The organism is Streptomyces sp. NPDC002911 (assembly GCF_053591835.1).
In genome coordinates this window covers 140,239-152,563 of record NZ_JBSFUO010000010.1, presented here as the reverse complement: position 1 = coordinate 152,563, position 12,325 = coordinate 140,239, and the positions used below count along the sequence as shown (strand labels likewise).

10 protein-coding genes are annotated in these 12,325 nt (G+C 70.3%); 1 reads left to right on the top strand and 9 read right to left on the bottom strand.

The genetic code is table 11. The features are described from left to right. Nucleotides 1–4: 4 nt before the first annotated feature. Complete coding sequence (locus ACWD04_RS18000) at nucleotides 5–832, bottom strand: enoyl-CoA hydratase family protein (RefSeq protein WP_451132954.1); 828 nt, start codon at nucleotides 830–832, stop codon at nucleotides 5–7. Between the two features lie 290 nt (nucleotides 833–1,122). Between ACWD04_RS18000 and ACWD04_RS17995 the strand changes: the two genes are divergently transcribed. Then, entirely contained in the window at nucleotides 1,123–1,581 is a 459-nt protein-coding gene (locus ACWD04_RS17995) for an ATP-binding protein (protein ID WP_451132952.1), read from the top strand. Here the strand turns inward: ACWD04_RS17995 and ACWD04_RS17990 are convergent. From ACWD04_RS17990 to ACWD04_RS17955, 8 genes are all read right to left on the bottom strand, one after another. Further along, complete coding sequence (locus tag ACWD04_RS17990) at nucleotides 1,529–3,007, bottom strand: amino acid permease (RefSeq protein ID WP_451132950.1); 1,479 nt, start codon at nucleotides 3,005–3,007, stop codon at nucleotides 1,529–1,531. The two genes, ACWD04_RS17995 and ACWD04_RS17990, sit on opposite strands and share 53 nt — an antisense overlap. Nucleotides 3,008–3,208: 201 nt before the next feature. Further along, a complete protein-coding gene (argF, locus tag ACWD04_RS17985; RefSeq protein ID WP_451132948.1) occupies nucleotides 3,209–4,225 on the bottom strand; it encodes an ornithine carbamoyltransferase in 1,017 nt (338 codons plus the stop codon). Between the two features lie 127 nt (nucleotides 4,226–4,352). Further along, a complete protein-coding gene (locus ACWD04_RS17980) occupies nucleotides 4,353–5,585 on the bottom strand; it encodes an arginine deiminase (RefSeq protein WP_451132946.1) in 1,233 nt (410 codons plus the stop codon). 68 nt (nucleotides 5,586–5,653) lie between these two features. Beyond that, nucleotides 5,654–8,227, bottom strand: coding sequence for a polynucleotide kinase-phosphatase (locus tag ACWD04_RS17975; RefSeq protein WP_451132944.1), 2,574 nt, complete (start codon nucleotides 8,225–8,227; stop codon nucleotides 5,654–5,656). Continuing rightward, the gene (locus ACWD04_RS17970; protein ID WP_451132942.1) at nucleotides 8,224–9,699 is read right to left on the bottom strand and encodes a 3' terminal RNA ribose 2'-O-methyltransferase Hen1; all 1,476 of its coding nucleotides are present in this window, start codon (nucleotides 9,697–9,699) and stop codon (nucleotides 8,224–8,226) included. The genes ACWD04_RS17975 and ACWD04_RS17970 overlap by 4 nt, the downstream gene beginning before the upstream one ends. Before the next feature lie 43 nt (nucleotides 9,700–9,742). After that, nucleotides 9,743–10,678: a homocysteine S-methyltransferase gene (gene mmuM / locus ACWD04_RS17965; protein WP_451132940.1), complete on the bottom strand. Its 936-nt coding sequence runs from the start codon at nucleotides 10,676–10,678 to the stop codon at nucleotides 9,743–9,745. A gap of 74 nt (nucleotides 10,679–10,752) precedes the next feature. Then, nucleotides 10,753–11,676 carry an LLM class F420-dependent oxidoreductase gene (locus tag ACWD04_RS17960; RefSeq protein ID WP_451132938.1) on the bottom strand — a complete coding sequence of 308 codons (924 nt, stop codon included), beginning with the start codon at nucleotides 11,674–11,676 and terminating at the stop codon, nucleotides 10,753–10,755. Nucleotides 11,677–11,765: 89 nt separating this feature from the next. Then, nucleotides 11,766–12,302 carry a DUF6099 family protein gene (locus ACWD04_RS17955; protein WP_451132936.1) on the bottom strand — a complete coding sequence of 179 codons (537 nt, stop codon included), beginning with the start codon at nucleotides 12,300–12,302 and terminating at the stop codon, nucleotides 11,766–11,768. Nucleotides 12,303–12,325 lie beyond the last annotated feature (23 nt).

Below are 12,325 nucleotides of genomic sequence, written 5' to 3'. Positions count from 1 at the left end.
CGCGCTACCTGCCCCGCCACTTCGGCGGCCGCTTCTCGGTGAAGGCCGCGTGGAACTCGGCGTAGTCCTCACCGTTCATCAGGAGGGCCTGGGTGGCGGCGTCCATCTCCACGGATGCGGCGAGCGGCATGTCGAGCTCAGCGGTGAGCAGCGCCTTCGTCCGGGCGAGGGCCAGCGCGGGCCCGTCGGCGAGCCGCCTGGCCAGAGCGGCGGCGCGGGTGTCGGCCTCCCCCTCGCCGGTCAGCTCGCTGATCAGCCCGATGCGCTCGGCCTCGGGGGCGCGGACGGGTTCGCCGAGCATGAGGATCCGGGTGGCGTGGCCGAGGCCGACGACGCGGGGCAGGAGGTAGGCGGCACCCATGTCGCCGCCGGACAGGCCGACGGCGGTGAAGAGAAAGGCGAAGCGCGCGGACGGGGCTGCGACCCGGAAGTCGGCGGCCAGGGCGAGGACCGCGCCGGCTCCGGCGGCCACGCCGTGGACGGCGGCGATGACGGGGAAGGGGCACTCCCGCAGGGCCCGTACGACCTGTCCGGTCATCCTGTTGAAGTCCAGGAGCTGTGCGGTGTCCATCGCGAGCGTGGCGCCGATGATCTCGTCGACATCACCGCCGGAGCAGAACCCGCGCCCTTCACCGGCGAGCACGAGGGCACGCACGGAGCGTACACGGGAGAGCTCGGCGAGAAGATCGCGCAGGTCCGCGTAGGCGCCGAAGGTGAGTGCGTTGAGCTTCTCGGGGCGGGCGAGCGTGACGGTGGCCACACCGTCGTCCGTCGTCAGGCGCAGATGCCGCCAGCGCTCCGTGCGCGCGGCGGAGCCGGTGAACGGGCTCATGGAAGGGTCCCCTCCAGCCGTCGGGCTGCTGCTGATGCCCTTCGAAGCTATCACCCATCTGTGACTTCCGTCACGAGTGCGCGATAAGTGGCACCCCACTGTGTCGAAGGTCCCTTTTGTACCCGTCGGCTACCCCTATGTCTGGGGCGTCGGGCTTCGTATGGTTGTGCGCAGGAAGTCCTGGTACAGACCCCGTACCCTCCGGTGACGGAGGACGCAGTCCCGGGCGCAGCCGCCCCGGAACGAAAGTCCCCCGCCGGATGTCTCGCTCCTGAACGGAAACTCTCCCTTTGCTGCCCGACGTCCCCTCGCCCCCGCCCCCCTCCTGGCGTATCGCCCTGCCGCACTCCACTGCCGCGGTACCGATCGCCCGCGCCCTCATCCGTACGGCGCTGGCGGACCTCGACGCGCCCGCGGACAGCGACACCGCCGAGCTGCTGACCGCCGAGCTGGTCGCCAACGCCGTGGAGCACACCGACGGCTCCGGGCCGATCGAGCTGGTGGTCGAGCTCCTGGCGTCCGGCTGCCAGGTAGAGGTCCACGACCACGACCCGGGGCCGCCCGGCGGCCTCTCCCGCCTGCTGCCCGGCAGTACGCCGGACCCGTGGCAGGAACACGGCCGGGGGCTGCTCCTGATACGCGCACTCAGCTCCGCCTGCGGTCACCGCCCCACCGAACACGGCAAGGCGGTCTGGTTCACCCTGCGCTCGGGCCTGACGCCGCCTGGTCCTGGGGCTCCCCGGGGCTGACGAGCCGGGAGCGGCTGCGGCTGTACCCCGCGTACACCAGGGCTCCCACCACCAGGAAGACCACGAACTGCACCCAGGTCGTCCAGCCCGTCCCGTACATCAGGTACAGACAGAAGCCGACGCCCAGGATCGGGCTGAGCGGGTGGAGCGGCACCCGGAAGGAACGCTTCAGCTCCGGGTTGCGGCGACGCAGCGCGATGACGGCGACATTGACCACCGCCATGGTGGCGAGCGTGCCGATGGTCGTCAGGTTCACGACGACGTCGAGGGACGAGAACGCGGCCGGGACAGCGAAGACGACGGCCACGATCCATGTGTTGGCGACCGGCGTGTGCGTCTTCGGCGACACCCGTTCGAACACCCGGGGAATCAGCCCGTCGCGGGACATCGACATCAAAATCCGGGTCTGCCCGTACATCACCGCGAGGACGACGGATGCGATGGCGACGACCGCGCCGAAGGCGATGATCCCTCCACCGACGCTCGACTCGGTGACCTTGTCGACGACGAGCGAGAGCGCGGCCGGCTTGTCGGACACGGCGTCCGCGCCCAGCGCCCCGATGGCCCCGAGGGCGACGGCGCAGTAGAGCAGCGTGACCACGCCGATGCAGATCAGGATGGCGATCGGGATGTTCCGGCGGGGGTCCTTGACCTCCTCCCCGGCGGTGGTGACGGCGTCGAAGCCGATGTACGAGAAGAACGCCACCGACGCTCCGGCGGTGACCCCGGCCACGCCGTGCGGGGCGAAGGGCGAGAGGTGACCGTCCTGGAACGCGGTGAAGGCGATCACGCAGAAAGCGACGAGAATGCCGATCTTCAGCACCGCCATCGCCGCCGTGGCCCCCGCGCTCTCCCTGATCCCGCGCACCAGCAGGGTGGCCGCCATCATGACCACGACGACCGCCGGAAGGTTGATCACACCGCCGTCGCCGGGTCCGGAGGAGAGCGCCGCCGGCAGGTTCCAGCCGATGAGGCTGTCCAGCAGTTCGTTGACGTACTGGCTCCACCCGACCGCGACGGCGGAGACCGAGACGCCGTACTCCAGCAACAGGCACCAGCCGACGAGGAACGCGACCCGTTCCCCGAGCGTGGCGTACGCGAAGGAGTAGGAACTGCCGGATACGGGGATGGCGCCGCCCAGCTCGGCGAAGGAGAAGGCGGTGAAGATACAGGTGACGGCGGCGAGGACGAACGACACCACCACGGCGGGGCCCGCCTCGGCGACGCTGTCGGACAGCCCGACGAAGATCCCGGTGCCGACAATGGCCCCGACTCCGAAGCACACGAGCTGGAACAGCCCCATGGTGCGCCGCAGGCCGTGCCCTTCCAGGTCGGCTCCGGACTCGGCGAGCAGCAGATCGGGGCTCTTGATGCGCGCCCTCGGGGTGCGCGAGGAGACTTGTGGGGTGCGGGAGGCGGGTCTCATGGGGGGCGGGGTCTCTTCTCCTGTGGTGCGGGGGAATGAGCCGTGGGGGGCTCGCACCTGGCATGCGCTCCGGACCGGGCACATGAAAAGGGGTCCGGACGCGCGAGCCCGAACCCCACCAAGTAGCACCATCGTAGCCACTTGCACGCATGTTAACCCGATCGGGTGCATGTTCATGCAATCTGTTTCACGTGGTCCGCTTCATCCAGCCTGTGCGTCGGCTGCCAGTGTGGCGACGAGCACCGCCTTGATCGTGTGCATCCGGTTCTCGGCCTCGTCGAAGACGACCGAGTGGGGGGACTCGAAGACCTCGTCGGTGACCTCCAGCTCCGACAGACCGTGCCGCTCGTGGATCTCCCTGCCCACCTTCGTGCCGAGGTCGTGGAACGCCGGAAGGCAGTGCAGGAACTTCACGTCCTCGTTGCCCGTGGCACGCAGGACGTCCATGGTCACGGAATAGGGCGCGAGGGAGGCGATGCGCTCGTCCCAGACCTCTTTGGGCTCACCCATGGAGACCCAGACGTCGGTGACGACGAAGTCCGCCCCCCGGACACCCTCGGTGACGTCCTCGGTGAGGGTGATGCGCGCACCGCTGGACTCCGCGAGCGCTCGAGCCCGGTCCACGACCTCCTGCACCGGCCAGTAGGCGGCAGGGGCGACGATGCGGACGTCCATGCCGAGCAAGGCCCCGGTGACGAGGTAGGAGTTGCCCATGTTGAAGCGGGCGTCACCCAGGTAGGCGAAGGTGATCTCCTCCAGGGGCTTCGCACTGTGCTCGGTCATCGTGAGGACGTCGGCGAGCATCTGGGTGGGGTGCCAGTCGTCGGTGAGTCCGTTGAAGACCGGCACACCGCCGTACTCCGCCAGCTCCTCGACGGCCTGCTGGCTGTCGCCCCGGTACTCGATACCGTCGAACATCCGGCCGAGCACCCGGGCGGTGTCCTTCACCGACTCCTTGTGTCCCATCTGGGAGCCGGAAGGGTCGAGGTACGTCGTGGCCGCCCCCTGATCGGCGGCGGCCACCTCGAACGCGCAGCGGGTCCGCGTCGAGGTCTTTTCGAAGATCAGCGCGATGTTCTTCCCGCGCAGCCGCTGCACCTCCTCGCCCGCCTTCTTCGCGGCCTTGAGCTCGGCGGACAGAGCGATCAGGCCGCGGAACTCCTCGGCCGTGAAGTCCAGCTCCTTGAGGAAATGGCGGCCTGTGAGGTCTATGGCCATGGTGACTGCTCCTGGGTCGTGCTGAGGGCATGCGGACAAGCGTCCTGGAAGTCTATACGAGACCCCGTATTGCTATACAGAGAGGAGGCGTGGAGCCCCGCGCCTCCTCTCGTCCCGGCCCTCCGTCTCACACGGGATCGCGCACCACGGGGCAGCTCATGCAGCGCGGGCCGCCCCGGCCCCGCCCCAGCTCACTGCCCCGGATCTCGATCACCTCCATGCCTTCCTTGCGCAGGTAGGTGTTGGTGGTGGCGTTGCGCTCGTACGCGATGACGACACCGGGCTCCACGGCCAGCACGTTGCAGCCGTCGTCCCACTGCTCCCGCTCGGCGGCGTGCACGTCCTGGGTGGCGGTGAGCACCCGGATCGTGTCAAGGCCGAGCGCGTCCGCGATGGCCCGGTGCATGTGCTCCGGCGGGTGATCGGTGACCTTCAGTTCACGTGGCCCGGCGCCGGGCTCGATCGTGTAGGAACGGAGCATGCCGAGCCCGGCGTACTTGGTGAAGGTGTCCCCGTCGATCATCGTCATCACCGTGTCGAGGTGCATGAACGCCCGGCGCTTGGGCATGTCGAGCGCCACGATCGTCCGGGCCGAACCAGCGTCGAAGAGCCCTCTGGCCAGCATCTCCACGGCCTGGGGGGTGGTGCGTTCACTCATCCCGATCAGGACGGCGCCCCGGCCGATGACGAGGACGTCGCCGCCCTCGATGGTGGACGGATAGTCGTCCTGCCCCTCCGACCAGTGGTGGAAGACACCCGCCTCGGGTCCGGTGAAGAGGGGATGGTGCCGGTAGATCGCTTCGAAGTGCACGGTCTCGCGCTGTCTGGCGGGCCAGCGCATCGCGTTGATGGACACGCCGTCGTATATCCAGGCGGAGGTGTCGCGGGTGAAGATGTGGTTGGGCAGGGGGCTGAGCAGGAAGTCGTCCAGATCCATGACGTGGAAGCGGACGGAGGTCGGTTCGGCGTGCCGCTCCAGGAACTCCCGCTTCGTCATCCCGCCGACCAGGGCCTCGGCCAGCTCGGCGGTGGGCAGCTCGTCGAAGGCGGCGCGCAGATGCTCGGTGGCGAGCGGGCCGTACTCCTTCTCCGCGAAGACCCGGTCGAGGACGAGCCGCCTCGCCACCGGGATGTCCAGGGCCTCCCGGAGCAGCTCGCCGAAGAAATGCACCTCCACACCCCGGTCACGCAGCACATCGGCGAAACCGTCGTGCTCCTCCCTGGCTCGGCGCACCCACAGCACGTCGTCGAACAGGAGCGCGTCCTTGTTGCTGGGGGTGAGCCGCTTCAGCTCCAGATCGGGGCGGTGCAGGATGACGCGGCGCAGCCGCCCGGCCTCGGAATCGACATGGAATCCCATGTCTTCATCCTCACCGCGCGGGGCGCCGTTCACCCTGCGAACCGCACCCGGATTTGGGTCGGGCCGTCCTACAGCCGCGGGTCGACGGGCTCCGACTCCAGGGCGAGCACCGCGAAGACCGGCTCGTGGATCCGCCACAGCGGCTCCCCGTCGGCCAGCCGGTCGAGCGCCTCGAGGCCTAGCGCGTACTCCCGCAGGGCCAGCGACCGCTTGTGGCCGAGGAAGCGCGAACGCAGCCGCTCCAGATTCTCCGGCCGGGTGTACTCGGGACCGTAGACGATCCGCAGGTACTCCCGGCCTCGCACCTTGATGCCCGGCTGGACGAGCCTGCTTTTCGCGTCCCGGACGAGGGCTCCGAGCGGCTTGACGACCATGCCCTCCCCGCCGCGGCCGGTCATCTCCAGCCACCAGTCGATGCCGGAGCGCACGGAGGCCTCGTCACCCGTGTCGACGACGAGGCGCCGGGTGACCTGGAGCAGACCGGTCGGGTCGTGCTCGACGAGGCGGTCCAGCCACGCCAGCTGCTCGTCGTGCGGTACGGAGGCGAGCGAACGGCCCTGTACCGCGAGGATCTGGAACGGCGCGAGCCGGACGCCGTCGAGCCCTTCGGTGCTCCAGCAGTAGCGGCGGTAGGCCTCCGTGAAGGCGGCGGCGTCCGCGGCGCGCCCCCGCTGACGGGCGGCGAGGCCCCCGACATCGACACCTCGCACAGCCGCCGCGGCCAGGGCGTCCTCCGCCACGGGCAGGACCGCGCCGGAGGCGGCGCCCACCGCCGCGTACTGCGAGCGCAGGAGCCCGGCGGCCTTGAGGGACCAGGGCATCAGCTCGGCGTCGAGCACCACCCAGTCGGTGTTCCACTCTTCCCAGAGTCCGGCGGCGGTGACGGCCGCGCGCAGCCGGCCGAGGATGACCTCGGTGAGTGCCGTGTCGTCCAGGAAAGGGCGCCCGGTGCGGGTGTGCAGGGCGCCGGTGGGGGCTCCCGCCCAGCCGAAGGCGTGGGAGGTGTCCCCGACGCCGAAGCGCTCGCGTGCGGTGCCGGCGTCGCGGCAGACCAGCGCCACCGCGCGCGAGCCCATGTGCTTCTCCTGGCAGACGACCTTGGTGACGCCGTCCGCGCGGTACTGCGCGAAGGCTTCGGCCGGATGCTCCAGGAAGCCCTCCTCGTGGGAGGTGGCGGTGGGGGCCATGGTCGGCGGGAGGTAGGTGAGCAGCCTGGGGTCGACGGCGAAACGGCTCATGACCTCGAGCGCCGCCGCCGCGTTCTCCTCGCGCACCGCGACACGGCCCATGTGCCGGGTCTCCACGATGCGGCGGCCCTGCACATCGGCGAGGTCGAGCGGCCGGCCCTCCCGGCCTCCGGGGGCCTCGGTGGTCAGCGGCTTCACCGGCTCGTACCAGACGCGCTCGGCCGGTACGTCCACGATCTCGCGCTCCGGCCAGCGCAGTGCGGTCATCTTCCCTCCGAAGACCGCCCCGGTGTCCAGGCAGAGGGTGTTGTTCACCCAGGAGGCGGTGGGCACCGGTGTGTGGCCGTAGACCACCGCGGCACTGCCCCGGTACTCCTCGGCCCACGGGTAGCGCACGGGCAGGCCGAACTCGTCGGTCTCGCCGGTCGTGTCCCCGTACAGCGCGTGCGACCGGACCCGCCCGGATGTGCGCCCGTGGTACTTCTCGGGCAGCCCCGCGTGGCAGACGACCAGCTTGCCCTCGTCCAGGACGTAGTGGCTGACCAGTCCGTCGATGAACTCCGCGACCTGCTTGCGGAATTCGGGATGCTCGGCGTCCTCCCGCTCCAGCTGCTCGACGGTCTCCGCGAGACCGTGGCTGTGCTGGACCTTGCGTCCCTTGAGGTAACGGCCGAGCTTGTTCTCGTGGTTGCCGGGGACGCACAGCGCGTCGCCCGACGCCACCATGGACATGACGCGGCGCAGCACACCAGGGCTGTCGGGGCCACGGTCCACGAGGTCGCCCACGAACACAGCGGTACGCCCCTCGGGGTGGGATCCGTCCTTGTAGCCCAGCGTGTCGAGCAGGGTGTCCAGCTCGGAGCTGCAGCCGTGGATGTCGCCGATGATGTCGAAGGGGCCAGTGAGGTGCCGCAGGTCGTTGTAGCGGCGCTCCAGGACGACTTCGGCGGTGTCGGCCTCCTCCTCGGTGCGCAGGACGTGCACCTTGCGGAAGCCTTCGCGCTCCAGGCCGCGCAGCGAGCGGCGCAGCTCACGGCGGTGGCGCTGTACGACATGGCGGGGCATGCCGGCGCGGTCGGGGCGGGTGGCATTGCGCGCCTGGCAGAGCTCCTCCGGAAGGTCCAGCACGACGGCGATGGGCAGCACGTCGTGCTGCCGGGCCAGCTGGACGAGCTGTGCGCGGCTCTCCGCCTGCACGTTGGTGGCGTCGACGACGGTGAGCCGGCCCGCGGCCAGGCGCTTGCCCGCGATGTAGCGGAGGACGTCGAAGGCGTCCCGGCTGGCGCTCTGGTCGTTCTCGTCGTCGGCGACGAGGCCCCGGCAGAAGTCCGAGGAGACGATCTCGGTCGGCTTGAAGTGCTTGCGCGCGAAGGTGGACTTGCCCGATCCGCTGGCGCCGATGAGCACGACGAGGGACAGGTCGGTCACCGGCAGCGTGCGTGAGGTACTGGTCATGCGGCCTTCGCCTCCTTCGTCGTCTCCTGGGCGGCGGTCATGGTGAACACGGCCATCTGTGTCGGCGGCCCCACCTCGGGGTCCTCCGGCCCCACGGGCACGAACGCCACCGTGTAACCGTGGCGTCCGGCCACCTGCCCCGCCCAGTCCCGGAATTCCTCCCTGGTCCACTCGAAGCGGTGGTCGCCGTGGCGTACGTGCCCGGCGGGGAGCGTCTCCCAGCGGACGTTGTACTCGACGTTGGGCGTCGTCACCAGCACGGTCCGCGGCCGCGCGGAGCCGAACACCGCGTACTCCAGGGCGGGGAGCCGCGGCAGGTCGAGGTGCTCGATCACCTCGCTCAGCACGGCGGCGTCGTAGCCCTTCAGCTGCTTGTCGGTATAGGTGAGCGCGCCCTGGCGGAGGGTGACCCGCCCGGCCTGCCGCTCTCCCATGCGGTCCAGCTTCAGCCGGCGCGCGGCGACGGCCAGGGCCCGCATCGACACATCGACCCCGATGATCTCCGTGAAGCGCACGTCCTTGAGCAGTGCCTGCACCAACTGGCCCTGCCCGCAGCCCAGGTCGAGCACCCGCGTCGCGCCCGAGGCGGACAGTGCCTCCAGGATCGCCTCACGGCGCTGCTCTGCGAGCGGGACGGGCTTCTCCTCCGTGTCGGTGGTCTCGTCCACCGCGTTGTCGACGCTCTCCACCTCCAGGTCGTCCGACTCCGCCAGCCGCACCAGCTCGAGCCGCTCCATCGCCTGCCGCGTGAGCCCCCAGCGACGGGAGAGGTAACGACTGGTGATCAGCTTCTGCTCGGGGTGCCCGGCCAGCCAGCCCTCACCGGCCCGGAGGAGCTTGTCCACCTCGTCGGGTGCGACCCAGTAATGCTTGGCGTCGTCGAGCACCGGCAGCAGCACATACAGCTGACGCAGGGCGTCCGCGAGCAGCAGCTCCCCCTCCAGCACCAGCCGTACGTAACGCGAGTCGCCCCACTCCGGGAACTGCTCGTCCAGCGGTACGGCCACGGCGTCCACCCGTGTCCAGCCGAGCGGCGTGAAGAGCTTGTCCACCAGCTCCGCGCCACCGCGTGCGGGCAGCGCGGGCACCTCGATCCGCAGCGGAAGCGACTCCTGCGCCCGCTCGGGCATTGCCCGGCACGTCCCGCTCAGCGCGGACTTGAACACCGTCGTCATCGCGACCGAGAGCAGCGACGACGCCGCGTACGGACGGTCGTTGACGTACTGCGCGAGCGCCGCGTCGGGGGCTCCGCCCCGGCCCCTGCCCTTGCCGCGCCTGACCAGCGCCACCGGATCCACCTCGAGCAGCAGCGCCGCGGTACAGCGTTCCGCGGATGCCTCGGGGTAGAAGACGTGAGCGGTGCCGTACGAGGTCGAGAACGTCTGCGCCTTGTCGGGATGCTTGTGCAGCAGGTAACCGAGATCGGTGGCGGGACGCTCAAGGGTGCCGGTCGTGCTGATAGTCAGGAACACACGTCCGAGTATGGTCCGGCTGACCGTCCCCTACCAGGCAATTTCACTCTTCCCTCGACTCCATTCGCTCTGCCAGCGCCGCGATTTCGGACGGGCCGATCCGGCAGCAGCCGCCGACCAGCCGTGCGCCCGCCCGCTGCCAGTCCCGCACCCTGCCCGGTTCGAATGTGCCCCTCCCGGTCCAGTCCCGGCCGTCGGCGTCCCACTCCTCTCCGCTGTTCGGATAGACGACGACGGGCTTGCCGGTCGCCGCGGCCGCCACCTCCACCGCACGGTCCGCGTCAACGGGATCGCAGCAGTTGATCCCGACGGCCACCACCTGATCGATACCGGCGACGAGCCCGAACGCCTCCGCAAGGGGCTGCCCGGCCCTGGTCCGGTCTCCCGCCACGCTGTACGAGAGCCAGACCGGCACCCCGAGGTCCTGGACCACGCGCAGCAGGGCCTCGGCCTCGTCGATGTCCGGCACCGTCTCCAGGGCCAGCACATCGGGGTCCGCCGCGGCCAGCGCCTCCGCCCGTGGCCGGTGGAAGCGCGCCAGCTCACGAACGGTCAGTCCGTACCGGCCGCGGTACTCGCTGCCGTCCGCGAGCATCGCCCCGTACGGTCCGACCGAGGCGGCGACCCAGAGCTCCCGCCCCGCCACCGCTCCCGCCCGGCGCGCCGCCTCCACGCTGCCGGCCATCAGCTCCGCCGCGCGGGCCCGTCCGATCCCGCGCCGCGCGAACCCTTCGAAGGTCGCCTGATAGCTGGCGGTGATGAGCACCTGCGCACCCGCCCGCGCATAGGCGGTATGGGCGGCCTCGATCTGCTGAGGGGCATCACTCAGCAGCCGCGCCGACCACAGGGCATCGGACAGATCGCAGCCCTGCGCCTCCAGCTGGTTGGAGAGCCCTCCGTCCAGCAACACGGTCCCCGCGGCGAGCGCGTCGCCGAGCGTACGGCGGGGCGGGACGGCCGGTGTCCGGGCGGAGTGCACGGGTGCTCCTTCGATGTCGGCTGATTCCGGTCGGTCCCGCGTTCGTGCGGTCCCGCGGGGTCGAGCGGTTCCCGTCAGCCCAGCTGCGACTGGATTTGCGACGAGATCAGTTCCAGATGGTCCAGGTCATCCAGGTCCAGCACCTGGAGGTATATCCGGGACGAGCCGATGGCGGCGAAGCGGCCGATCTTCTCGACCACCTCGTCGGGCGTGCCCGCCAGCCCGTTCGCCTTGATCTCCTCGACCTCCCGTCCGATCGCGGACGCGCGCCGCGCCACCTCCGCGTCGTTCTTCCCGACGCAGACCACCAGGGCATTGGAATAGACAAGGTCGTCAGGGGCCCGGCCTGCCGTCACGGCCGCGTCCCTGACGCGGCCGAACTGCTTCTCGCTGTCCTCGACCGACGCGAAGGGCATGTTGAACTCGTCCGCGTACCGCGCGGCCAGTCGCGGGGTACGGACCGCGCCGTGGCCGCCGATCAGGACCGGCACCTTCGCCTGGGCGGGCTTCGGCAGCGCGGGCGAGTCGGTGAGCTGGTAGTACGTCCCGTCGTAGCTGAAGGTCTTACCCGTCTCGGTGTTCCACAGGCCGGTGACGATCGCCAGCTGCTCCTCCAGCCGGCCGAACTTCTCCTTGGGGAACGGGATGCCGTACGCCTTGTGCTCCTCCTCGAACCAGCCGGCGCCCAAGCCCAGCTCGACCCGGCCGCCGGACATCTGGTCGACCTGGGCGACCTGGATGGCGAGCACCCCGGGCAGACGGAAGGTGCCCGCTGTCATCAGCGTGCCGAGGCGGATCCGCTTGGTCTCACGGGCCAGGCCTGCCAGGGTGATCCACGCGTCGGTCGGACCGGGCAGACCGTCCCCGGAGCCCATGTGCAGGTAGTGGTCCGACCGGTAGAAGGCGTCGAAGCCCAGGTCCTCGGTGGCCTTGGCGACGGTGAGCAGAGTGTCGTAGCTCGCCCCTTGCTGGGGCTCGGTGAAGATTCGAAGATCCATGCCTCCATCCTGCACCTTCGAGACCACCGTGCCCTGTCCCCTGCCCTCTTCTCCGAGCCCGGGCGGCCGGGGCACACCGGCCGCCCGCCTCAGGGCTGGCCGGCGACGAACCCCGCCGGTCCATGGATCACGCCGAACGGCCCGTCGTGCTCCCTGTGCGCCTCGTGCTCGCGCTCCTGTTCCCGCTCCTGCTCGGCAAGCCGTCTCAGCATGCCGTGGATTCGGTCCACCGATTCGTCGACGGCGTCTATCGCCTCGATGCACTGCCAGTAGAGCGCTTCCTCCTCCGTGCCGCAGGCGACGCCCACCAGCGCGATGCCCGCCTCACCGAGAAGCAGCGCCAGGGCATCCAACGCCTGTGGTACGTCCGCCACTTCGGTGAGCTGCGATGCCCGCACACCTCCAGCCGGAACCATCGGGTGGTCGAGCACGGCGCTACCCAGAGCGCAGGTCTCGCCGAGCCCGCGGGCCTCAGTCCGTAACTCCGCCGGTCCGTATCTCGCCAGCTGCCCGCCGACCGCCCGGGCGAGTGCCTGGGCCTGCCAGGCCTCCGCCATGACGGCCGGCACTCCCCGGCTCTCCGCCAGCGCGCTCCGGCCCGCCGAAATCAGTCGCTCCGCTTCCATGCGATTCCCCCGTCGCCGAGACC